Origin of the sequence: Idiomarina aminovorans, from assembly GCF_023155095.1 — a bacterium.
GTDB classification, from domain to species: domain Bacteria; phylum Pseudomonadota; class Gammaproteobacteria; order Enterobacterales; family Alteromonadaceae; genus Idiomarina; species Idiomarina aminovorans.
On record NZ_JAKNDA010000004.1, the window covers coordinates 252,717 to 274,468 of the forward strand.

21 protein-coding genes are annotated in these 21,752 nt (G+C 48.1%); 8 read left to right on the forward strand and 13 right to left on the reverse strand.

Annotated elements, in window-relative coordinates; genetic code table 11:
* Window positions 1-40: 40 nt before the first annotated feature.
* The gene (locus tag L8G48_RS09735; protein WP_248264417.1) at window positions 41-1,873 is read left to right on the forward strand and encodes an ABC transporter ATP-binding protein; all 1,833 of its coding nucleotides are present in this window, start codon (window positions 41-43) and stop codon (window positions 1,871-1,873) included.
* Window positions 1,874-2,062: 189 nt separating this feature from the next.
* Complete coding sequence (locus L8G48_RS09740; RefSeq protein WP_248264418.1) at window positions 2,063-2,536, forward strand: Hsp20 family protein; 474 nt, start codon at window positions 2,063-2,065, stop codon at window positions 2,534-2,536.
* A 27-nt stretch (window positions 2,537-2,563) separates the two neighbouring features.
* On the opposite strand, the gene L8G48_RS09745 is transcribed toward L8G48_RS09740, so the two are convergent.
* Genes L8G48_RS09745 through recQ form a run of 3 tightly spaced genes read right to left on the reverse strand, consistent with a single transcriptional unit; the run spans window position 2,564 to window position 7,463 of the window.
* Complete coding sequence (locus L8G48_RS09745; protein WP_248264419.1) at window positions 2,564-5,356, reverse strand: EAL domain-containing protein; 2,793 nt, start codon at window positions 5,354-5,356, stop codon at window positions 2,564-2,566.
* Window positions 5,349-5,609 (reverse strand): DUF3630 family protein, encoded by a 261-nt coding sequence (locus L8G48_RS09750; protein WP_248264420.1) that lies wholly within the window; start codon window positions 5,607-5,609, stop codon window positions 5,349-5,351. Before L8G48_RS09750 ends, L8G48_RS09745 begins: the two co-directional genes overlap by 8 nt.
* 9 nt (window positions 5,610-5,618) lie before the next feature.
* Window positions 5,619-7,463, reverse strand: a complete 1,845-nt coding sequence (gene recQ / locus L8G48_RS09755) for a DNA helicase RecQ (protein ID WP_248264421.1) — start codon at window positions 7,461-7,463, stop codon at window positions 5,619-5,621.
* A 60-nt stretch (window positions 7,464-7,523) separates the two neighbouring features.
* Here recQ and L8G48_RS09760 point away from each other — a divergent pair, with 60 nt between their 5' ends.
* Entirely contained in the window at window positions 7,524-7,988 is a 465-nt protein-coding gene (locus L8G48_RS09760; protein WP_443986722.1) for a thioesterase family protein, read from the forward strand.
* 24 nt (window positions 7,989-8,012) lie between these two features.
* Complete coding sequence (gene rarD / locus L8G48_RS09765; protein WP_248264423.1) at window positions 8,013-8,948, forward strand: EamA family transporter RarD; 936 nt, start codon at window positions 8,013-8,015, stop codon at window positions 8,946-8,948.
* On the opposite strand, the gene L8G48_RS09770 is transcribed toward rarD, so the two are convergent.
* The 8 genes from L8G48_RS09770 to lptM form a co-directional block, all read right to left on the reverse strand.
* A complete protein-coding gene (locus tag L8G48_RS09770) occupies window positions 8,925-9,347 on the reverse strand; it encodes an OsmC family protein (RefSeq protein ID WP_248264424.1) in 423 nt (140 codons plus the stop codon). The two genes, rarD and L8G48_RS09770, sit on opposite strands and share 24 nt — an antisense overlap.
* A gap of 75 nt (window positions 9,348-9,422) precedes the next feature.
* Entirely contained in the window at window positions 9,423-11,594 is a 2,172-nt protein-coding gene (gene uvrD / locus L8G48_RS09775) for a DNA helicase II (protein ID WP_248264425.1), read from the reverse strand.
* Window positions 11,595-11,691: 97 nt separating this feature from the next.
* Window positions 11,692-12,402 carry an HAD-IA family hydrolase gene (locus L8G48_RS09780; protein WP_248264426.1) on the reverse strand — a complete coding sequence of 237 codons (711 nt, stop codon included), beginning with the start codon at window positions 12,400-12,402 and terminating at the stop codon, window positions 11,692-11,694.
* Window positions 12,403-12,428: 26 nt separating this feature from the next.
* A complete protein-coding gene (locus L8G48_RS09785; RefSeq protein WP_248264427.1) occupies window positions 12,429-13,331 on the reverse strand; it encodes a tyrosine recombinase XerC in 903 nt (300 codons plus the stop codon).
* Complete coding sequence (locus L8G48_RS09790; protein ID WP_248264428.1) at window positions 13,318-14,013, reverse strand: DUF484 family protein; 696 nt, start codon at window positions 14,011-14,013, stop codon at window positions 13,318-13,320. Before L8G48_RS09790 ends, L8G48_RS09785 begins: the two co-directional genes overlap by 14 nt.
* The gene (dapF, locus tag L8G48_RS09795; RefSeq protein ID WP_248264429.1) at window positions 14,010-14,837 is read right to left on the reverse strand and encodes a diaminopimelate epimerase; all 828 of its coding nucleotides are present in this window, start codon (window positions 14,835-14,837) and stop codon (window positions 14,010-14,012) included. Before dapF ends, L8G48_RS09790 begins: the two co-directional genes overlap by 4 nt.
* Before the next feature lie 5 nt (window positions 14,838-14,842).
* A complete protein-coding gene (lysA, locus tag L8G48_RS09800; protein WP_248264430.1) occupies window positions 14,843-16,102 on the reverse strand; it encodes a diaminopimelate decarboxylase in 1,260 nt (419 codons plus the stop codon).
* Window positions 16,099-16,245, reverse strand: coding sequence for an LPS translocon maturation chaperone LptM (gene lptM, locus L8G48_RS09805; protein ID WP_126783178.1), 147 nt, complete (start codon window positions 16,243-16,245; stop codon window positions 16,099-16,101). Before lptM ends, lysA begins: the two co-directional genes overlap by 4 nt.
* Before the next feature lie 91 nt (window positions 16,246-16,336).
* Between lptM and hemC the strand changes: the two genes are divergently transcribed.
* The 4 genes from hemC to L8G48_RS09825 are packed head-to-tail and all read left to right on the forward strand — an operon-like array spanning window position 16,337 to window position 20,300.
* Entirely contained in the window at window positions 16,337-17,278 is a 942-nt protein-coding gene (gene hemC / locus L8G48_RS09810; RefSeq protein WP_248264431.1) for a hydroxymethylbilane synthase, read from the forward strand.
* Window positions 17,253-18,011: a uroporphyrinogen-III synthase gene (locus tag L8G48_RS09815; protein ID WP_248264432.1), complete on the forward strand. Its 759-nt coding sequence runs from the start codon at window positions 17,253-17,255 to the stop codon at window positions 18,009-18,011. The genes hemC and L8G48_RS09815 overlap by 26 nt, the downstream gene beginning before the upstream one ends.
* A complete protein-coding gene (locus tag L8G48_RS09820) occupies window positions 18,004-19,140 on the forward strand; it encodes a uroporphyrinogen-III C-methyltransferase (RefSeq protein WP_248264433.1) in 1,137 nt (378 codons plus the stop codon). Before L8G48_RS09815 ends, L8G48_RS09820 begins: the two co-directional genes overlap by 8 nt.
* Window positions 19,137-20,300, forward strand: a complete 1,164-nt coding sequence (locus tag L8G48_RS09825; RefSeq protein ID WP_248264434.1) for a heme biosynthesis HemY N-terminal domain-containing protein — start codon at window positions 19,137-19,139, stop codon at window positions 20,298-20,300. Before L8G48_RS09820 ends, L8G48_RS09825 begins: the two co-directional genes overlap by 4 nt.
* Before the next feature lie 18 nt (window positions 20,301-20,318).
* Here the strand turns inward: L8G48_RS09825 and L8G48_RS09830 are convergent, their stop codons facing one another.
* Window positions 20,319-20,900 (reverse strand): YceI family protein, encoded by a 582-nt coding sequence (locus tag L8G48_RS09830; protein ID WP_248264439.1) that lies wholly within the window; start codon window positions 20,898-20,900, stop codon window positions 20,319-20,321.
* 2 nt (window positions 20,901-20,902) lie between these two features.
* A complete protein-coding gene (locus L8G48_RS09835) occupies window positions 20,903-21,451 on the reverse strand; it encodes a cytochrome b (RefSeq protein WP_248264435.1) in 549 nt (182 codons plus the stop codon).
* Window positions 21,452-21,752: the final 301 nt, after the last annotated feature.

Here is a 21,752-nt window from a genome sequence, read left to right on the forward strand (position 1 = left end):
CCTGATATTATTAGCTTGATGTATCGCAAGGAGTGACGCAATGTTTTCCTGGTTTGAGCGCCGATTAAACGCTTTCCCGACGGAGGAGCCAAGTCAGGCGCCTACCGGATTTTTTGCTTTCTGCTGGCACTACACGAAAGGAGCAACACCCTTTCTTGCGGTTACCGCGGTGCTTATGGCCGCTATTGCGGTAGCAGAGGTCTGGTTATTTGGCTTTTTAGGTCAAATTGTTGACTGGCTGGCAGCGCAGGACAAGGAAACGTTATTAAACGACCAGTTCTGGCCGCTAATGGGTATGAGTGCTTTGGTATTACTGGGCTTGCCGTTGTTGGTCTGGTTTCATTCTCTGCTGACCCACCAGACGCTGCTGGGTAACTTTCCCATGCGTATCCGCTGGCTGGGACATCGTTACCTGATGAAGCAATCCATGAGCTACTACCAGGATGAATTTGCCGGCCGGGTTGCCACCAAACTCATGCAAACCTCGCTTGCCCTGCGCCAGTGCATCATGACCTTTATTGAGATAGTGAACTATGTGATCGTTTACTTCCTGGGCATGTTCGTCATTATTGGCAGTGCCGACTGGCGCATGATGCTGCCGCTGGCATGCTGGTTGATTCTTTACGCACTGTTACTGCGTTATTTTGTGCCTAAGCTTGGGAAAGTTTCTGCCGAACAGGCCGATGCCCGCTCCAACATGACTGGCCGTATTGTCGACTCTTACACCAATATTCAAACCGTGAAACTGTTCTCGCATTCACAGCGTGAAGCGGCGTTCGCCCACGACGGCATGGATACTTTTCTGGGCACCGTGCACAAACAAATGCGTCTGGTCACTCAGCTTTATGGTTTTCTGTACTTTATCAATTGCGCGCTGTTATTTAGCTCTGCAGCTACCGCCATTATGCTGTGGATGGATAACGCCGTAACCCTGGGTGCTGTTGCTGTGGTTATAGGGCTGGTTCTGCGTTTGTTTGGTATGTCGCAAATGGTCATGTGGCAAATGTCGACCTTATTTGAAAGCATCGGTACCGTTCAGGATGGTATTGGCTCTATAGCCGTGCCGCAACGCATTGTAGATGAGCCCAAGGCACCGGCTTTGCAGGTTGATTCCGGTGATATTAATTTTGACCGTGTTCGTTTTCATTACGGCAAAGGTCACGGCGTGATGGAAGATTTTAACCTGCACATAAAACCGGGTGAAAAGATTGGCGTGGTCGGTCGCTCCGGCGCTGGTAAATCTACACTGGTCAATCTTTTACTGCGCTTTTTTGACGTTGAAGGCGGTGAAATTCGTATAGATGATCAAGCCATTCATAAAGTTCAGCAGGACAGTCTGCGCGCTAATATAGGTATGGTCACACAGGACACGTCGTTATTGCATCGCTCCGTGCGCGACAACATATTATATGGTCGCCCCGATGCCAGCGAAGATGACTTAATGGATGCGGTGCGTCAGGCACACTGTGAGGATTTCATTGCGGATTTAACCGACAGTAAAGGCCGTTCTGGTTTGGACGCGCATGTCGGTGAACGCGGCGTTAAGCTCTCAGGCGGGCAGCGCCAGCGTATTGCCATTGCCCGGGTCATGTTAAAAGACGCCCCTATTTTGATTCTGGACGAAGCTACCTCGGCGCTCGACTCCGAGGTGGAAAATGCCATTCAGGAAAACTTATACCAGTTAATGCAGGGTAAAACCGTTATCGCCATTGCCCACAGGCTGTCCACTATTGCAGCAATGGACAAGCTGGTGGTGCTGGATGAGGGCGAAATTATTGAGCAGGGCAGCCATGAACAGCTGCTCGCTGAGAATGGTCTTTACGCTAAATTATGGCGCCATCAGTCCGGCGGCTTCCTCGCTGAGGAAGCTTAATCATGGTCGCCACATTTTTCATTACGCCAGCCATATGAAAAATTTTCAGAAAAGCTCTTGAAACCAATTTAAGCAGTACACATATAGAAGTTAAGGTTGGTGTCTCTGAGAGAGCCGCCTTAAACCGACACATGGTGTGTCACATGTTTAATACATTTAACGTTATTGCTTCTTAGGAGAATGACTATTATGGCAACTATAGACTTAAGCCCTCTATATCGTAGCAGCGTAGGTTTTGACCGTATGGCATCTTTGCTGGATTCGGCATTACGCTCAGATACTGGTGCAACCGGATACCCTCCCTACAACATTGAACTGGTGGCAGAGAACCAATACGCCATTACGTTGGCTGTTGCAGGTTTTGAAGAGGATGATCTGGAAATTGAGGTAGAGAACGGTGTACTTCGTGTGACCGGCAACAAAGCCGAAGAAAACGAAAAACGCGAGTATCTCCACCGCGGCATTGCCAACCGTGCCTTCGAACGTAAGTTCAGTCTGGCTGAACATATTGAAGTCACAGGCGCAGCTTTGAAGAACGGTCTGTTAACGGTCGGCTTGGTGAAGAATATTCCTGAAGCCAAGAAACCGAAACGCATTAACATTGACAGCTCGACGAAAGACCTGCTGGATAATCGTTCCAAAAGTAAGGAAAATGCTGCTTAAACTTAAGCACTGGATGAGGGGCGGCAATTAGCCGCCCTGTTTTTCCGGACGTTGCCACTCTACTGGGTGCCCACAGACGAACCCCTGGACATAGTCTACACCCAGCTGAGTGAGCTTAATTCGGGCTTCATCACTCTCTACGCCAACCGCGCAAACTTCAATACCCAACACTTTAGCAATACGCACGCAACTATCTACCAGCTCAGCATCAACGGCATCCACCAGCATATCCTGCACCCAAAAACGATTGACTTTAATTTGGGTTAATGGCAACTGCCGCAATAGTCGGAATGAATTGAAGCCAGTACCAAACTGATCCAACGCGGTGCCAATGCCTACATCCCGCAGCTCTGTAAATAACCGGTACGTTTCATCAAAATATTTTTCGGCGTCCGGCTCTGCCACTTCAAATACCAGTTGTTCCGGTTGTAGTACAGACTGCTTAAGGATTTGCTCTACAAAGCGAATGAAGTCAATGTCCTCAAGACTTTGTGTGGACAAATTAATATGACAGCGCCAGGTACGATTTGCCTCGAATGGCTGCTCGTTAAAGTACTGAATAACTTCACGGACCAGCCAGCGATCGGCTTTCCCCATAACGCCTGCTCGCAGGGCTGCGCGCAGAAATTGTTGCGGTGCTATCGCTTCGTCCTTACCGCTACCGGGAAGTCGCAACAGCACTTCAAAACAATGTTTGTCTTCATCTTTTGACGCACTGACAAGAGGCTGAGAGAACAACTTCCAGTCCTCTTCTCTTAACGCTTTTTTCAAGCGCGCTTCCCACTCCGTTTCGGCCTGCCCGACTAAACGCTTTTGATCAGCTTCACTGTATGAGTGCACACGATAGTCACCCTCCTGCATAGCCAACTCAACCGCTTCGCGAGCCTGTCGCATTAAGGTGCTGGCAGCAACTCCTTCGTCGGTACTGTAAGAAATTCCCACATGGGTGGTAAGCTGGAAAATACGCTTCTCACTACTAAAGCGAAACTCACGACAAAATTGAACCAAACGATGCGCCTGAGCAAATGCCGCTTGCTCATCTTCATGGCTCAGTAGTGCAACTTCTGTTTCGCTGACCCGGGCAATTCGCCCGCTTTTTGTCGCTTTCTGCTGCAATGATAATGTCAGTTGCAGTATTGCCTGATCGCGTGCATCAGAACCTACCTGATCAGCAATAACCTGCAAACCTGTCAGCCGAATAATGATAACGCTGACGTTTTTTTTCTTATCCAGCCTTTCCTGTAATAAGCGTCGAAATTCCCGTACATTTAACAACCCCGTTACCGCGTCATGGTGTGCCAAAAAATTAAGATGAACTTCCGCTTCCATGCGCTTAGTAACATCGGCTATACGCCCGGTATTATCACTGAACAACTCAATATCCAGCCACACTTTACGGCCATCGAGCCGTTCAGTAGCAACCAGTTGGCGTGCGCCGTTAATTTTAAACCCTTGCGGCCAATGGGCCTGAATCTGTTCCAGTGAATGAGCCGCCAGAATGTTTATCATTTGCCGGTTAATTTGCTTGATACTGCCATCGGCATTGACCCGGAACCAGCCCTCGCCGGTTCGCCTTAGAAATCGCCATGAACGGCGTCTCAAAAATTTTCGGTTACGCTCTAAGTTACTGATACGTCGTATCAACCGGCTGAGCCTATAGCGCTCCAGAGCCAATAAGAACATGGTGATTACCAGCGTGAGTCCGCTGTATAAAAGCAATCCGGAAAGCCCTTCCCAAATCGGATTATAACGAGGCGACACTAATAACCAGGCGGATAAAACAGTGAGCACCATCAATACCGTTTGCCATTTATGCCCAATAACCGGTTGTTTCTGCAGACTACGTCCGACAATAACTCCGCCCCAAAGTAATAGCGCGTTAATCTGCCAGGATATCAACGCGAGTTTCCAGGGCTCTGATAACCAAGGCAGCAAAATTGTCAGGGCTATCGCTGTCATCATTACCGAGTAGCCAATTCGGTTAAACCTCGATAATTTAAACCGGAAACGCGACCATTCCCAGATAAACCAACTGAGCGCAACAATAAGAATTTGGCTTATATAGACGTTTAGGCCCGCAGCGACATCCGGTGAATAAGGGGTAAAATAAGTGCTCCAGATACCGCTGTGAAGTAGCAGACTCAACGTAAAAACTACTGTCATGACACCAAAAGAAACCAACAAACGACTGCCGAATAACCGCGCGGAAACAACGGCAGCCAGCGCCAGCAGAATCAAAATTCCCGCATTAACACCCAACGCGGTTTGTTGTTGCTGCAGGCGTAACTGTGAATCACCGGGTTGCCAGAAACTAATGGAGGGCATTTGTTCCGGCCATTGCTGCACAGACACAGCCAACCAGACTATCTCATTAGCCGGCAAGGTAATTGGCAAAACATGCTCATGTGACAAATACTGACGCTGTAATAACGGTGTAGAAAAAATACTGGTTTTACTGGTTGTGACCTGCCCCTGTTTATTGAGCAGATAAGCCCCCACATGTTTTAAATAGGGGTCACTGAATTTTAAATGGAAGGTAAGAGGTGCATTACTGCGATTAAATAACGGTACCACGCCCCAGACATTGGGACGTTCCCCGGCATAGTTATGGTCTTGCAGTTGCTGCGGACTCAACCAGCGTTGCGGTTCATTAATAGCGATGTTCTCAACGTTCAGTTCAGTATTCACAACCCGGTAGCTGAAATGCTCATTCAGCATTAAACGAGTCGTTTGTCCGGAAACCGTCAAGGGTTTCTGACCCAGGGCAGGCTGAAACACACTACAAGCCAATACTAACCCGACGAACCAGAACTTAAACATAGCCAAACTCCGCTAAACGCTCTTCGACTAGAGGCTCTGGCTCTTCTAATGCCTGCAGCCAAACGGCATCACAAATTTCAGAGTAAAACAGCAACCAGTGGCGCTGGTTTACACTTAAACGCCAACAAAACTGATCGGCGGCTTGTTCCTTTTCGCGGACAGTAGCACCAATACACTCGCAAAGCTCCTCAACCCAGAGCTCGAGTTCAGCTTCTGGTGGCGTACTTGTTAGCGTAATGATGTTGTCTTCCATTGTTACTTTTTACCCATTAAATAATTGTCGCTCACTGGCTCCCGACAAAAAAGCCTCAACCGCTTGCATAAACTCACTACCATAACGTGCCAGCTTAACGTCCCCAACACCATTGATTTCTAACATATCTTTAGCTGTTGTCGGGTAGTGCACACACATTTCAACAAGTGCCGCATCACTAAAGACAACAAAGGGTGGCACCTGATCACGGTCAGCAATGTCTTTACGCAACTTGCGCAAACGCCGGAATAAAATTTTATTATAGTCGCCACGGTCAGTAATACGGGTTTTGGTGGCGGTTAACTCTATTCGCGGCTTGGCCAGCTCCAGTGGAATTTCGCCTTTCAAAACAGGACGCGCTGCGTCGGTAAGCTGAAGCGCAGCGAAACGCCGAATATCCTGCAGAATAAGGCCACGATGAATTAACTGCCGCAGTACCGAAAACCAATGCTCCTGCGTTTCTGACTTACCCAGACCATAGGTACTCAACTGGTCGTGTCCAAGTTCCACAACACGTTGCGCTTTTGAACCACGCAGAACCTCCACCACGTGATTAATACCAAATTGCTGGCCAACCCGGTACACACAACTTAACGCTTTCTGAGCGTCCTCCAGCCCATCGTAACGCTGTGGTGGATCGAGGCACAAATCGCAGTTTCCACATTCTTTATCAGAATACTCATTAAAATAGTTTAACACCACTAACCGGCGGCAAGTCTGGGCCTCAGCCATGGCCTGCATAGCGGAGAACTTTTGCGCTTCAACCAACCGGCGTTGCTCGTTCTCCTGCTCTTCTATCATCCGGCGTATCCATTGCGCGTCGCGTGGGTCATAAAGCATTAACGCCTCGGCTGGCAGGCCATCACGTCCGGCACGACCGGTTTCCTGATAGTAAGACTCGACACTGCGGGGGATATCAAAATGAATGACAAAGCGAATATTAGGCTTATTGATACCCATACCAAAGGCAACGGTGGCAACCACCACATCGATATCGTCGCGCAGAAACTGGCGTAAGGTGCTTTCTTTTACCTGATGTTCAATTCCGGCGTGATAAGGCGCTGCACGCACGCCGGCTTGTTGCAGACTCTCCGAGAGTTCTTCGGTCTTTTTGCGACTGCCACAGTATATGATACCGGCAGCACCTTTTTGCTTTTTAACATAGTCACGCACCTGCTTTAGCGGCTTATACTTTTCCTGCACCACATAACGAATATTGGGGCGGTCAAAAGAGCTTCGGTGCACCAAAGGCTCACGCAGGCAAAGCCGCTCAATAATATCGTGTTGTGTCGCCGAGTCTGCTGTTGCGGTTAATGCCATAAAGGACACATTGGGCAGGTAATTACGCAGCACACCCAGCTTTCCGTATTCAGGCCGGAAGTCATGACCCCATTGACTAATACAATGTGCTTCGTCCACCGCAATAAAGTTGAGTTTTAATGATTGCAGGCGTTCAATAAAAGTCGGCTGCAAAACTCGCTCGGGACTCACGTACAACAATTTGATATCGCCGCTTTGCAGGCCTTGCATGGTTGCCATAGATTCTTGCGATGACACGCCTGAATGCAATGTTGCCGCTGAAATATCCAACGCTTTAAGCGCTTCCACCTGGTCCTGCATTAGCGACAGCAGCGGCGAGATGACCAGAGTAAGTCCTTCGCCACAAATAGCCGGCAACTGGTAGCAGAGCGATTTTCCGCCGCCAGTTGGCATCAGCACCAGAGTATCACGCCCCTGCATCGCGGCCTGCATAATATCTTGCTGACCATCGCGGAACTGATGGTAGCCAAAAGTAGACTCAAGCTGCTGCTGAAGTGGATCGAATTGTGTTTTTTCGGCGGTACTGCTTTGCATGGTTATATTGACTTCCCGAGTAACATGCTCTTATTGTAAGCGTCCTATTCGCTAATCACCATGCCGAAAATGAATACACAAACAATACTGACAAAAGTTTCCGAATTTATGAACACTCAGGTTCCGTTCCAGGCACTGCTTGGTCTGGAAATTACGGAGTTTAGCCCTGACCGTGGTGAAATTCGATTTAAATGGCAGGATCAGCTACTGGGTAATGTGCCACAACGCATTTTACATGGCGGGGTTACTGCTACGGCACTGGATACCGCCGGCGGCCTGGTCGCTATTGCCGGCATGGTCGACAGGCTGGAGGCACCATCCGAAGCTTATTTAATGGAGCGTCTAAGCCGTTGTGGTACCATTGACCTTAGGGTTGATTACCTCCGTCCCGGCCGCGGTACTGAATTCATTGCCAGCGCAACCATTATTCGTTCAGGCAACAAAGTGGCGGTAGCGCGTATGGAGCTACATAACCAAGACGGCACGCACATAGCGTTCGGCACCGGGACTTACCTGGTCGGTTAGCGCAGATAAAATAAGGATTCTACTATGTCCGATGAAGCAGTCCGGACGCGACATGGCGTTTTTTTCGCGCTTGCTGCCTATACCTTTTGGGGCATTGCACCGGTTTATTTCAAACTGGTAAAGCAGGTGCCTGCATTAGAGATACTCTCCCACCGAATTATCTGGGCCTTCTTAATGGTGTTTGTACTGATAGTTGCTATGAAGCGACTGAATCGTATTCGCCCCATTTTGAAAAGCCGCAAAATGATGCTGCGTCTTACTTTTGCCACCTGCCTATTAGGCGGTAACTGGTTTTTATTTATTTGGGCGGTGAACAGCGACCATATGCTGGATGCCAGCCTCGGCTACTACATTAACCCACTCCTGAATGTAGCGATTGGTATGGCCTTTTTTGCCGAGCGTATGCGTCGGCTGCAATTGGTTGCCATTGGTATGGCGGTAGTCGGCGTTTCCATTCAGATTGTTACCTTTGGCGCTGTGCCCTGGGTTGCACTGGGTCTAGCGTCCAGCTTTGCCATTTATGGCGCTATTCGTAAACGTCTGCTGGTGGATTCCATTAGCGGGTTATGGCTGGAAACGACTATTCTGTTACCGGTCATGCTGATTTACTTATTTGGCTTTGCGGAATCAGCCAGTAGTGATTTAACCGCTAACCCATGGACGCTAAACCTATTACTGCTTGCAGCCGGGCTGGTAACCACCATTCCATTGCTGTGTTTTACTGCAGCAGCACAACGGTTACGTTACGCGACATTGGGCTTTTTCCAGTACATAGCACCCACGCTAATGTTTACGCTTGCGGTAGCAGTTTACGGTGAGCCTTTAGAAGAAAGTAAGCTGGTCACTTTCATTATTATCTGGAGTGCGCTGGCACTGTACAGTTTCGATTCTATGCTACAGCGCCAGCGTGATCGTAAAGCGAAGAAAAAGTTAGCTTCAGCTGAGGCTGGCATCCATTGAAATGTCAGCGTTGAGCACTTTGCTGACAGGGCAGCCTTCTTTGGCTTTTTCTGCCAGTTTCTGGAATGTGTTCTCTTCAATATCCGGAATGCTGGCTTTAACCGTTAAATGAATTTTAGCAATGCTGAAGCCATCGCCCTCTTCTTCTAAAGAGACCTCAGCTTTAGCGTCAATGCTGTCGGGCTCATAGCCTGACTCACCCAGCATCAACGAAAACGCCATGGCGTAACAGCCAGCGTGCGCCGAACCCAAAAGCTCTTCAGGGTTGGTGCCTTTACCGTCTTCAAACCGACTTTTAAAGGAGTACTGAGTACTATCTAAAACACCACTATTGGTTGATAAAACGCCTGAACCTTCTTTAATACTGCCTTTCCACTGTGCATTTGCCGTGCGTTTCATAAAATGCCTCCGACATTGTCTGTATGTACCTTAAACATAGTCGATAAACGCAATTTTTGATCAACAATTTACACTTCAGAAAACGGGATCCAGGCGCGCATAACCAACCACCAGCCACTTGCTGCCAACATTATCGAAATTAATCTGAATTCTGGATTGCGGACCGGTACCTTCATAATTCAGCACGGTACCCTCGCCAAACTTTGGATGCCTAACGCGTTGTCCAAGTGAATAACCGGTTTGCTCAAAGGCTTCATGGCTGGCGGCATTATTGAACCGGCCGTAACTGGCAGGCTTTTCAACTTTGGTTTGCAACCGAACCTCATGCAGAGTGTCCGCGGGAATTTCACCGATAAAACGACTCACCTTGTGAAACAGTTCCTGACCATAAATTCGGCGCTGCTCAGCGTAAGTCATCACTAATTTTTGCATTGCACGAGTCATGCCTACGTAACAAAGCCGGCGTTCTTCCTCCAGCCTTCCCGGCTCATCCATCGACTGCTGCGACGGAAACAAACCTTCTTCCACACCGGTCATAAACACCAACGGAAATTCCAGGCCTTTGGCACTATGCAGGGTCATTAACTGCACCGCGTCCTGATACTCGTCAGCTTGCTCTTCACCGGCTTCAAGCGAGGCGTGCGCAAGAAAAGCATTCAGTGGTGTCATGTCTTCTTCTGCATCGTCCAGAGTAAAGTTTTCACAAGCAGTAACCAGCTCCTTTAAGTTTTCCACTCGGGTTTCGGCCTTCTCACCTTTTTCCGCTTCGTACATGGCCATCAGGCCGCTTTTCTTAATCACTTCGTCGCTCAGGCGGCCTAACGAAAACTCTTCGGTTTCGTCGTCTAAATTTTCGATAAAATCCAGAAACGAGCCCACGGCATTGCGTGCCCGACCGGCCAATTGCTTTTCGTTAACCATATATTTTGACGCCTGCCATAAAGACTCGCTGCGTTCACGAGCGGCCTGGCGGATCATATCCATGGTGCGGTTACCGATACCCCGGGTCGGAGTATTTATTACTCGTTCAATGGCGGCGTCATCATCACGGTTACCCAAAATTCGCAGGTAAGCCAGTGCGTCTTTTATTTCCTGGCGGTCGAAGAAGCGTAAGCCGCCATAAATACGGTAGGGGACGCGCGCATGTAGGAAAGCTTCTTCTAAAATACGCGACTGTGCATTACTTCGGTACAAAATAGCGGTATCTTGCAATGAACCACCCTGATCTCGCCATTCTTCAATACGCGCCACAATATAGCGGGCTTCGTCCATTTCATTGAAGCCTGCATACAGACTAATCAGCTCACCGTCGTTGCCATCGGTCCATAAATCCTTACCCAAACGCCCTGAGTTATTCGAAATAACCGAGTTCGCAGCCTGCAAAATGGTATTGGTGGAACGGTAGTTTTGCTCCAGACGAATGGTTTCAGAGCCTTCAAAATCTGACAAAAACTGATGAATATTCTCGACTTTAGCACCACGCCAGCCATAAATAGACTGGTCATCGTCACCGACAATGGTCACACTGTTTTGCTCACCGGCTAACAGCCGAACCCAGGCGTACTGAATGGAGTTGGTGTCCTGAAATTCGTCGACCAGAATATGCCGGAAACGGTTTTGGTAATGCTCGCGGACAATACGGTTATTGCGCAGCAATTCATGCGCGCGCAGCAACAATTCCGCAAAGTCGACCAAACCAGCCCGGTCACAACTCTCCTGATACAGGGTATAAATCTCTTTTAAGGTCTGTTCGGTAGGGTCATAGGTTTCAATGTGCCGCGGACGCAAACCTTCATCTTTCTTGCCGTTGATGTACCACTGCGCTTGCTTGGCGGGCCAGCGTTTATCATCCAGGTTTAAACTCTTAATTAAACGTTTAACTAACCGTTGCTGGTCGTCACTGTCAATAATCTGAAAGTTTTGCGGCAGTCCCACATCCATATAATGAGCGCGTAACAGGCGATGTGCCAGACCATGGAAGGTACCAATCCACATGCCGCGCACCGAACTGCCCACCAGCTGTTCAACCCGCCCGCGCATTTCAGCCGCCGCTTTATTGGTAAAAGTAACAGCCAAAATACTAAAGGGCGAATATTGCCGCTCCTGAATAAGCCAGGCAATGCGATGCACTAACACCCGGGTTTTACCACTACCAGCCCCCGCCAGAACCAGCATATGACCGTCGGTTGCGGACACGGCTTGCTGCTGTCGTTCGTTTAAATCTGCCAGAAGCGGGTGTGTACTCATCTGTGGTCACCTAACTCATTATTGGGAACTGTGTTGCGTTATTGCGCCAGTGTAATAGTGCATCACTGTATAAGCAACCAGTAGTTATTTGTGTGCTTTAATCCAATAACAGCTGTTGCAGCTGATAAAGGTTGTGCAGGGTAACGGTTGGCAATACCGACAAGTGCTCTTTAGTTCCAAGACCCGATGTCAGCCAGGCCGACTGCCAACCATGACGCTGTGCGCCAAGGATATCCGAATAAGGGTGGTCGCCAACGTGCAGAAATTCATACGGCTCTAACCCGGGTATTTGCTGATGGGCGGCAGCAAACATATCAGGTAAAGGCTTACCGCGAATGCCGTCGCCGGGCTGAATAACCCGGTCGAAATATTGAGCCAGACCAATTTTATCGGCATTAACATTGCCATTGCTAAGTGCTATTAGTTTGTATTGCTGCGACAGAGCCTCCAGCAAGTTTATGCTTTCTTGTGGCACTTCAAAGTTACTGCGTTCAGACAAGAACACATCCATGATGGTGTTCGCTGCCCGCGCCGAATTATCAACACCGAATTTTTTTAATCCCAATTCCAGAGACTTTAAACGCAGCTTGGTCATGTCACTGGCGAGAGTTTCATCGGCACGACTAACCTCCTCACGGAAGCGCCGCCAGTGGTGCATATCCCACTCTGCGGTTTGCGGGTAGTGCTCAGCGATATAGTTATGGGCGACTTCTTCCGTACGCTGAATAACCGGCACGTTGTCATAAAGCGTGTCGTCTAAATCAAAACTGATGACTTTGGGTACATGCCAACGGCGATGAAACTGCATAAAGCGTTACTCTTATTGGGTTAAATTTAGGTCGATTTTTTTCGGGCACGCGGATGAGCGCTGTCGTAAACGCTGGCTAAGCGCTTAAAGTCCAGATGCGTATACACCTGCGTTGTGGATAAGTTGGCGTGCCCGAGCATTTCCTGCACAGCACGTAAATCACCACTGGATTCCAGCATATGAGACGCAAAAGAGTGTCGTAACTTATGCGGATGCAAGTCACCGACCACACCTTGCTGCTTGCCCCAGTAATTCAACCGTTGCTGCACCGTTCTGGGGCTGATGCGTTGCAGCCTTTTACTGACAAACAGCGCCAGCTCTGGCTTTTCATTAAGCCATGCCTGACGTACCGGCAGCCATTTCTTTAACGCTTTTGCAGCACAACGACCATAGGGAACAATGCGAGTCTTGTTACCTTTACCTGTCACTCTTAATTGCATCATACGATGTTCAATCTGGTCCAGATCAAGACTGACCAGCTCGGTCAGACGAATACCACTGGCATAGAGCAGCTCCATCATAGCCGCATCGCGAATCGCTAAGTCGTCGTCTGTGGGTAAATCCAGCAAATGAGAAATACTGTCCACATCGAGATTTTTGGGTAAACGTTTGGGAATTTTAGGCGCCGATACCGACATGGCGGGGTTATCGTCCATGGTATTGGATTCCACCATGAACTGGCAAAAGGTACGCCATGCCGACAATTTTAAAGCAATACTGCGTTCACCCAGTCCGTTGCGGCGCCAGCCTACCAGCAAGCGTTCAATAACAGGTATACGCAATGCTTTGGGTTCGGTTATTTTTTGCTGTTCAAGAGCAGCGAGGTCGGCAGCAATAAGACGCTGATAGTTTTTCAGCGTCAGCTCTGCCAGACCTCGCTCTCCCTGCAATTGTTGCATCCATTTTTGCTGCCACTCATGCAGCGTCATGTTGTTTCAATAACCCCGGTAACAAAGCGCTTAACAACGCCTGCAACTGATTGATCAGTAACTTATCCATGGCCGGCTCAAAATGACTGGCATTGGTATTACCCACCGCCAGCATGCCCAGCTCACCGTTTTCGCCCAGCAACAGCAATGCCACTGAGGCAATTTTCTCATCCTGAAACAGCAGCTTATGCTCCTGCTCGGTTAAACGTCCAAGATAAATCGAGCTTTCATTAAAACGCTTGCTGAGTAGCTTTTTATGAGTATCGGAAGCAAAGCTGTATTGATCGTCGAGCTCTACCGGACTGTCAAAAAATTTAACGGATAAAGCTGGCATTTCCAGTTCGTTCTCAAAGGTCTTTCGTAGCGCTTCCAATATCTGAGTCAGGCTTTGGCAACGCAACAGGCTAACGTATAAGTTACTGTAAGCAGAGAATATTGTCTCGTTACGCCTTGCGTTGATCATCAGTTCGGTAATTTCTTCTTCCAGCTGATGCACACGTAAACGCAGTTTTTGTTGCTGACGTTCAATTAACGACACCGCGCCTTTTTCGCTGTGTTGAAACTGCAGCTGAGTCAGTAAGTCGTCATTTCTTGTGAAAAAATCCGGATTTTCCTGTAAATATTCTCGGATCAAACTGTCGTCCAACCGCTCGTTTGCTATCACTTTTGATTCGCTACTCATAACACCATTTGTCCATCGTAAACCAATTCCGCAGGGCCGGTCATTTTTACAGGCTGCCCCTGCTGCCAACGAATAATTAAGTCCCCGCCCGGTAAACTGACTTTTACTCGTTCATTCAATAACCCTTGTTGAATACCAGCCACAGCTGCCGCACAAGCACCACTACCACAGGCTCTGGTTTCACCAACCCCGCGTTCAAATACACGCAGTTTAATTTCGTCCGCAGAGACTTTCTGCATAAAGCCAACATTTACACTCTCGGGAAAGCGTTCGTGTGCCGCTAAGTCAGCCCCTAATGTTGCTACAGGGGCTGTGTCAACATTATCGACAGCAACGACACAATGTGGATTTCCTAACCCCAGAACGCCGCACAAAACCGTTTCGTCCTTTACTCGCAGCACGTAAGTCTGTTCCGCTTTTTGTGCTTTAAAGGGCACGGCTGCCGGCTCGAATAAGGGCTCACCCATATCAACCGTCACTTGTCCGTCTTTTTCCAAATGCAAAACCATTTTACCCACTTTGGTACTAACTTTAAGGTGGTTTTTATTACTCAGACCTTTGGTTTTTACAAACTTCGCGAAACAACGGGCACCATTACCGCATTGCGCAACTTCGCTGCCGTCTGCGTTAAAAATGCGGTAGTGAAAATCCAGATCGGGGTCATAGGGTGGCTCAACTAACAGCATTTGATCGAAACCAATACCGGTATGCCGGTCAGCCCAGCGACGTATCTGCTCAGGGTTTACATAAAGGTTCTGAGTGACGTTATCCACCATCATAAAGTCGTTGCCGAGCCCGTGCATTTTGGAAAAATGTAATAACATCTTTATTAGCCTTCCTGATATAACAAATGCTCGCCACGGACGAGGTCGTTAAAGCTTTCACGTTCGCGGATAAGTGTCGCATTATCACCCGAAACCAAAACCTCGGGCGGACGACCACGACTGTTGTAATTGGACGCCATGGTAAAACCATAAGCACCGGCATGTTTAACTGCCAATACATCGCCTTGCTTCACATTTAAATGTCGGGCGTGTCCGAAAAAGTCACCGGTTTCGCACACTGGACCGACCACATCATTCAATTGGTCGCCGCCACATTTGTTCTCGTGTGCCGGCAGAATATCATGCCAGGCCTGATACAAAGACGGACGCAATAAGTCGTTCATACCGGCATCAACCAACACAAAGTTCTTATCCTCTGAGGGCTTAATGTATTCCACCGTTGTCAGTAAAACGCCTGCATCGGCCGTAATTGCCCGCCCAGGCTCAAGCACTAATGTAATTTGCGGATAATTCTCGGCTAACTTAACCAACGCTTTTAAATAAAAGGCTTTATCCAGCGGTTCTTCCGGTTGATACGCCACCCCAAAGCCGCCACCTAAATCCAGATGCGTTAATTTGATCCCATCTTTTTCCAGTTCCGAAACCACATTAAACATGCGCTGCGCAGCATCAAGGAAGGGTTCCGCCGTCATTATTTGCGAACCAATGTGGCAGTCAGCACCTATCAGATTAATGTTAGGCAGGCTGTGCGCTTTCAGGAAAACCGGCTTGGCCAATGACATGCTAATACCGAACTTGTTGGCTTTCATCCCTGTAGCAATGTATGGATGCGTCTTGGCATCAACATCCGGGTTCACTCTTAACGACACCGGTGCCTGTTTGTCCATGGCGGCGGCTATGTCCTGAATACGTTCAAGTTCCGCTTCAGACTCCACGTTAAAACAGCCGATGCCCGCTTCCAGCGCCATTATGATTTCTTCTTTTGACTTAGCCACGCCGGAAAAAACTACGTCTTTGGCTTTACCGCCAGCCAGCAATACTCGTTGCAGTTCACCACCGGAGACAATATCGAAACCGGCTCCGTGCTCAGCCAGCAATTGCAGAATAGCTAAGTTGCTGTTGGCCTTTACCGCGTAACACAGCTTGTGAGGTGCGGGCCAGTATTGCTGAAACTCACGCCAGTTTTTTAGAATCTGCCCTTTGGAATAAACGTACAAAGGCGAGCTAAAACGCTCAATAAGACTCTCGGCGTCGCAGTTTTCAATATGAAACTGGCCGTTTTTATAGTCAATTAACTCACTCATTCTTTGTCTTCCGCCGGCGGCTCTGCCGGTGTGTTTTGCTCTGGCATAGGCTCAGGCGTCAGTGGTCCTTTCTGACCACAGCCAACTAAAGTCATTAAAATGGCTGATAGCACCAGCGTCTTGATTACAATTCGACTAAACATCGCTAAACTATAGGTATTCCGTTTGGGTTTCTCTGGTGCCTATCATCGCACCAGATACCTAAAAAGTCATTAATCGTCGTAAGGAAAACGAATGACCCAACGCGTTAGAATTGCAACACGCAAAAGCAAGCTGGCTTTATGGCAGGCTGAACACATTCAACAACGCCTGGAACAACTGCATCCGGGGCTTTCAGTTGAGTTGGTTCCCATGTCGACCAAAGGTGACGTCATTCTGGATACACCGCTGGCGAAAATTGGCGGTAAAGGTTTATTCGTCAAAGAACTGGAAGTCGCGATGTTGGAAGGGCGTGCCGATATCGCCGTACACAGCATGAAAGATTTACCGGTTGAGTTCCCGCCGGGGCTTGAGCTACACACTATTTGCGAGCGCGAAGATCCGCGCGATGCGTTTGTGTCGAATAATTATAAAAACTTGAATGAGCTACCGGAAGGTGCGGTGGTCGGAACCTGTAGTTTACGCCGTCGCTGTCAGGTGAAAGAACAGTTTCCGCATTTAGTGATAAAGGATTTACGCGGCAATGTGCAAACTCGGTTACGCAAACTGGACGACGGTGAGTTTGATGCCATTATTCTGGCAGCTTCAGGGTTAATTCGTCTGGAGCTGGGCGATCGTATTACTTCCTTTATTCCGGTGGAGCAGTCTTTACCGGCTAACGGTCAAGGTGCGCTGGGCATTGAGTGCCGCAGCGACGACGACAAAATGAAAGCGTTACTGGCTCCCTTGCAGTGCCAGGAAACACGCACTCGGGTTCTGGCCGAACGCGCAATGAACCGTGGGCTTGATGGTGGTTGTCAGGTGCCTATTGGTGCCTATGCCGAACTTGAAGGCGACCAGCTTTATTTGCGCGGTTTGGTGGGTGAGCCCGATGGCGGAAAAGTGCTTCGTGATGAAGTTCTCGGTCCCGCCTCTGAAGCTGAGAAGTTAGGTTCAGAGCTTGCTGAGCGGTTACTTAAACAAGGGGCAGCAGAAATTCTGAGCGCAGTCTATGACAGTGAATCGAATCTCTCATAAGGCGGTTTTACTGCTACGTCCGAATACTCCAGACGCATTCACCCAGCGGCTACAACAAGCTGGCAAAGAATGCTTTGTTCACAGTTTTATTGAAATTGAACCTTTAACTGTGAATAAAGAGCAGTTAAAAAAGCTTAAACAAAAACATTGGGATGGTATTGTTATTGTCAGTAAAAACGCCGCACATTATGCTGCGGCGGCTGGCTTTAACCCTGTTCCTTCTAAATATTATGCTGTTGGCCCGGGTACCGCTTCTTTTGCTGCAAAAAACTTAAACGTGCCGGTGAGCTGCCCAACCTTTACGCATCAGTCTGAAGGGCTGCTGGAGTTATCAGAACTGCAAAAACCGGAACAGCAAAACTGGTTGATTATTCGCGGAAAAGGGGGGCGTGAGTTACTCGCTGATGCCTTGCGTGCCCGCGGAGCATCGGTTGACTACTGGGAAGTTTATCGCCGCAAACAACTCACAATGAACGACCCGGAATTGATTCAGCAGTGGATAAAATCGGTTGACACTGTTGTTGTGACCAGCGCTGAACAACTCGGATATTTTTTGTCATCCATGCCAAACTCGACACGGACATGGCTGGATAACTGTCAATGGATAGTGCCAAGTCACCGCCTGAAAGGTTTGATTCCTTTTGGACAATCAGACAATATCAAAGTAACAGGCAGTGCAACGGACGCCATATTAATGAATGCGCTAATAGCGGATGGAAAAACTCATGACTGAAGAAAATAAAGTAAAGAACGATGAGTTGCAAAATGATGGCCACAATAATGACCAGAGCAACGATCAACCTGAAGAAGAAACTATCACTGCACAGAAAAGTAGTGGGCGATTCTTTAAGCGCTTAATATGGCTTATTATCCTCGTCGCTATAGTCGCTGCCGCCTACTGGGGCTATACCCGCTTTCCGGCCTTGTTTAACAGTGGCGCCAAACCGGTTGCGGAACAACCCAAAGAAGATCCGGTTGAAACCCGTTTTAATCAATTAGACCGTTCTCTGGCAAGTTTAGAACAACAACTGCAGAGCACCGTTCAGGCTCGCGAGCTCGATAAATTCAGTAACACCGACCAACAGTTACAGCGCAAACTGACAAATTTGCGTCAGAGTCTCGAAGATTTGCGCAACGATATGCGTAAAACCCCGGCCGAAAAAGCGGCGTACTGGCGTTTAGTTGAGGTAAAGCAAACCTTATCTGCAGCCGCACGGATGATGTGGAGCCAAAACGATTACCCAGCGGCTCTGCAGCTTTTAAGGCTGGCAGACCAACAGTTAGTTGGTATCAACAGCCGCGATGCTCTTCGTACCCGTGAGAAACTGGCGGGTGATATTGAGCGGGTTGACGCCGTTGTTAAAGCAGATAACACTGACCTCGCTTTACAATTGGCAGGACTGCAGCAGCGTGTTTCTGACCTGCCGGACAAGGTGAACAACACCCAGCAACGATTAAGCTCTGACACTCAGGACGTAAGCGCTGATGCTGGCGACTGGCAAACAAATTTAAATGCTAACTGGCAGTCTTTTCTTGATAACTTTATCCGTATTCAACCGGCAGAAAGTGACCCCGAGCCGTTGTTAAACCATACTCAGCGCACGGCAATCAATGAACGTATTCAGTTAATTTTCACTCTGGCTCAGCAAGCCGCGGTAAAAAATAATGAAGCTTTATGGCAGCGCTACCTGCAGCAGCTTTCTGAACTCATCTTACAAGTAAAAGGGGATAAAGTTGCCACGCAAGATGTTATCTCTCGTATTCAGTCACTCAGCACAGACGACTTTGAGCAACAAAGTTTAGAGCGACTCGAATCGCTGGACTTCATTGCTCAGGCTATTGAGCAGGGAGATGCCTCATGAAGTGGATTATCGCGCTGGTCGTTATCATCATTTTGGGAGCCATTGTTGGCCCTTTAGCATCGGGTAACGCAGGTTATGTTTTAGTTCAGTTTGCCGGCGTAGCAATTGAAACAACCGTGGTTAGCCTGTTTGTCGTTACTATTGTCGCAGTTGCGGTGCTTTCTATTGTTGTGTCTATACTGCAAAGGCTGCTCAGTAAAACCCGACAGGGCAGAAAATGGCTGGCTAATCGTAGCGAACGTAAAGCCCAGACAATATTTCAGCAGGGCATACGTGAGCTGCTGAATGATGAGCCCAATAAAGCCGCTGAAAGCTTCTCTAAAGCTTATAAAAAGTCACCCGACAATAACCTTGCTGCGTTAACAACTCTTGCCTCATGTCTTAATAAAGACGCCGCCAAAGCAACTTACTGGCAGGAAGAGGCTGATAAGTTTTATGAGAACGCAGATACATTGCTGCAATTGGTTGTCATTGAGCAACACGTTAAGACAGACCCGGCAAAAGCCGATAAGAAGATGCGGAGCCTACTGGATAGCAAGCCGCATTCTGCTAGCGTTCTTAAGTTGGCTTACAGAGTATTTAAGGCCTCAGGCGATTGGCAACAGTTAAAAGACTTACTGCCGGAATTGCGTAAAGTGACCGATTTGGCGCCTGCCGAGTTTGAGCGTCTTGAATATCAGGTTTATTTTGAACGCTTTGTCGCCGAAGGTCGCAAAAGTAACGAGATGCTATACAACGAATGGCGCAGCTTACCCGGCAAAAAGCGCGCTGATGCAACTATTCGTTTGAGTTATGCAGCTGCGCTAAAACATTTGGGGGATCATGAAATATCCGCAGGAGTCATTTTAAAAGGGCTTAAACGGGGTGACTTAGAACCCGCTGCCGTTAACTCACTGCGTTTATTTACTGCCAAATCAGAAAAGTTACTGGAGTTTGTGCAAGCTCAGTTGAAACAGAACCCTGAAAGCAGAGACTATTTATACGCTCTGGCACAAATTGCTATGGATAATCAGGACTTTTCGTTAGCGCAGAGAGCGTTAAAGAAATTAACGGAGATAGAGCCAAGTAGTCATGTTTATCGTTTATTAGGCGATGCCTATCATGCGCTTGGTGACAGCCAGCTAGCAGCTAACGCCTATAAAGAGGCGTTAGCTCACTAGATAACGTTGGCGCTGTAATTATTGACGTACGCCTTCAATTGACAGCGTCAGCTGAACTTCTTTAGCGGCAGGGCCTAAGTTATAGTCGATGCCGTAATCGGCTAAGGTTAAATCAACTTCACCTTCAAAACCACGGCGGAATCCACCCCAGGGGTCTTCACCAGCGCCGACGTGCTCAACGTCGATAGCAATTTCTTTAGTTACACCATTAAGCGTGAAGTTACCGTGCAGAGTCCCTTCACCTTTATCGTCATCATCCGGTACGTATTGGGTGCTTTTAAAAGTGGCCGTAGGATGCTCTGAAACACTTAAAAAGTCATCGCCACGCAAATGTTTATCGCGCTCAGCGTGATTGGTATCAACACTGGACGTATCAATAGTTACGTTAACAGACGCCTTTTCCGGGGCGTCTTCGTCGTAACTGAACTCACCCTCAAAATCATTGAAGCGGCCATATAACCAGCTATAACCTAAATGACTGATCTTAAATTGAATGAAGGCATGCTGGCCCTCGATATCAATTTTATAGTCTTCAGCCATAGCGGCTGACGTAAATAATGCACTACCCGCCAGAGCGGCTGCGATTAATGTCTTCTTCATCATTATTTCCTCTTAGTTTTTCCAAACATTCGAATAAGGGTACTGTCTTTATTAATAAAGTGATGCTTTAATGCCGCCAGAGCATGACCGCCGGCTATAATCACTAAAGCCAATGCTGAATACCAATGTACGTCACCGGCAATATCAGCCTGCTTTGGTAAGTCGGTTAATACGGCCGGTACCGAGAACCAACCAAATACGCTAATGGAACTGCCATCGGCGCTAGAAATTAAAAACCCGCTTACCATTACGGTGAAAAGCAGTAAATAAAGCAATAGATGACCTGTTTTAGCACCTATTTTTTCAAGCTTATTGCCTAAAGGTTTAGGCTTAGTATTTACTAAAGTCCAGAGAACTCGTAAAAGCGTTAGGATAAGCAATGTAATACCAAACGATTTATGCCACCAGGGACCCAACCGATACCACTCATCGTAATAGGTCAGAGTGAGCATCCACCAGCCCAGCGCAAACAGTCCAATTATCACCAAAGCCGATAGCCAATGGATTAATACCGCGGTTAAACCATATTTTTCTGAAGTATTTCGCCACATAAATGTGTTCCCGAATCTTAGACTCTTCTATATTAGTTCATCTTAATAGAATAAAAAAATGTATATATAGGACAATAATTTCTATTAATTGGAATGTAAATCTTAGCCTGATGTTCACATCAGGTGGGGTGCCGGAGGAAGATACGATGTCCCGTAATGAAAAGTGTCAGAGGCGCGTTATTTCCGCGCACGCATAAAAAAGCCCCCAGCGTCAGCTGAGGGCTTCTTAGAATTAAAGTCTGGCGGTGACCTACTCTCGCATGGGGAGACCCCACACTACCATCGGCGCTGGTGTGTTTCA

Bases quoted from the DNA above. Each gene is read 5' to 3' on its own strand.
- L8G48_RS09760 (WP_443986722.1), top strand. From the start codon at position 7,524: ATGCCGAAAATGAATACACAAACAATACTGACAAAAGTTTCCGAATTT.
- rarD (WP_248264423.1), top strand. From the start codon at position 8,013: ATGTCCGATGAAGCAGTCCGGACGCGACATGGCGTTTTTTTCGCGCTT.
- hemC (WP_248264431.1), top strand. From the start codon at position 16,337: ATGACCCAACGCGTTAGAATTGCAACACGCAAAAGCAAGCTGGCTTTA.
- dapF (WP_248264429.1), bottom strand. From the start codon at position 14,837: ATGTTATTACATTTTTCCAAAATGCACGGGCTCGGCAACGACTTTATG.
- L8G48_RS09735 (WP_248264417.1), top strand. From the start codon at position 41: ATGTTTTCCTGGTTTGAGCGCCGATTAAACGCTTTCCCGACGGAGGAG.
- lysA (WP_248264430.1), bottom strand. From the start codon at position 16,102: ATGAGTGAGTTAATTGACTATAAAAACGGCCAGTTTCATATTGAAAAC.
- recQ (WP_248264421.1), bottom strand. From the start codon at position 7,463: ATGCAAAGCAGTACCGCCGAAAAAACACAATTCGATCCACTTCAGCAG.
- L8G48_RS09750 (WP_248264420.1), bottom strand. From the start codon at position 5,609: ATGGAAGACAACATCATTACGCTAACAAGTACGCCACCAGAAGCTGAA.
- L8G48_RS09740 (WP_248264418.1), top strand. From the start codon at position 2,063: ATGGCAACTATAGACTTAAGCCCTCTATATCGTAGCAGCGTAGGTTTT.
- L8G48_RS09815 (WP_248264432.1), top strand. From the start codon at position 17,253: ATGACAGTGAATCGAATCTCTCATAAGGCGGTTTTACTGCTACGTCCG.
- L8G48_RS09835 (WP_248264435.1), bottom strand. From the start codon at position 21,451: ATGTGGCGAAATACTTCAGAAAAATATGGTTTAACCGCGGTATTAATC.
- L8G48_RS09780 (WP_248264426.1), bottom strand. From the start codon at position 12,402: ATGCAGTTTCATCGCCGTTGGCATGTACCCAAAGTCATCAGTTTTGAT.
- L8G48_RS09825 (WP_248264434.1), top strand. From the start codon at position 19,137: ATGAAGTGGATTATCGCGCTGGTCGTTATCATCATTTTGGGAGCCATT.
- L8G48_RS09790 (WP_248264428.1), bottom strand. From the start codon at position 14,013: ATGAGTAGCGAATCAAAAGTGATAGCAAACGAGCGGTTGGACGACAGT.
- L8G48_RS09785 (WP_248264427.1), bottom strand. From the start codon at position 13,331: ATGACGCTGCATGAGTGGCAGCAAAAATGGATGCAACAATTGCAGGGA.
- uvrD (WP_248264425.1), bottom strand. From the start codon at position 11,594: ATGAGTACACACCCGCTTCTGGCAGATTTAAACGAACGACAGCAGCAA.
- L8G48_RS09820 (WP_248264433.1), top strand. From the start codon at position 18,004: ATGACTGAAGAAAATAAAGTAAAGAACGATGAGTTGCAAAATGATGGC.
- lptM (WP_126783178.1), bottom strand. From the start codon at position 16,245: ATGTTTAGTCGAATTGTAATCAAGACGCTGGTGCTATCAGCCATTTTA.
- L8G48_RS09770 (WP_248264424.1), bottom strand. From the start codon at position 9,347: ATGAAACGCACGGCAAATGCACAGTGGAAAGGCAGTATTAAAGAAGGT.
- L8G48_RS09745 (WP_248264419.1), bottom strand. From the start codon at position 5,356: ATGTTTAAGTTCTGGTTCGTCGGGTTAGTATTGGCTTGTAGTGTGTTT.
- L8G48_RS09830 (WP_248264439.1), bottom strand. From the start codon at position 20,900: ATGAAGAAGACATTAATCGCAGCCGCTCTGGCGGGTAGTGCATTATTT.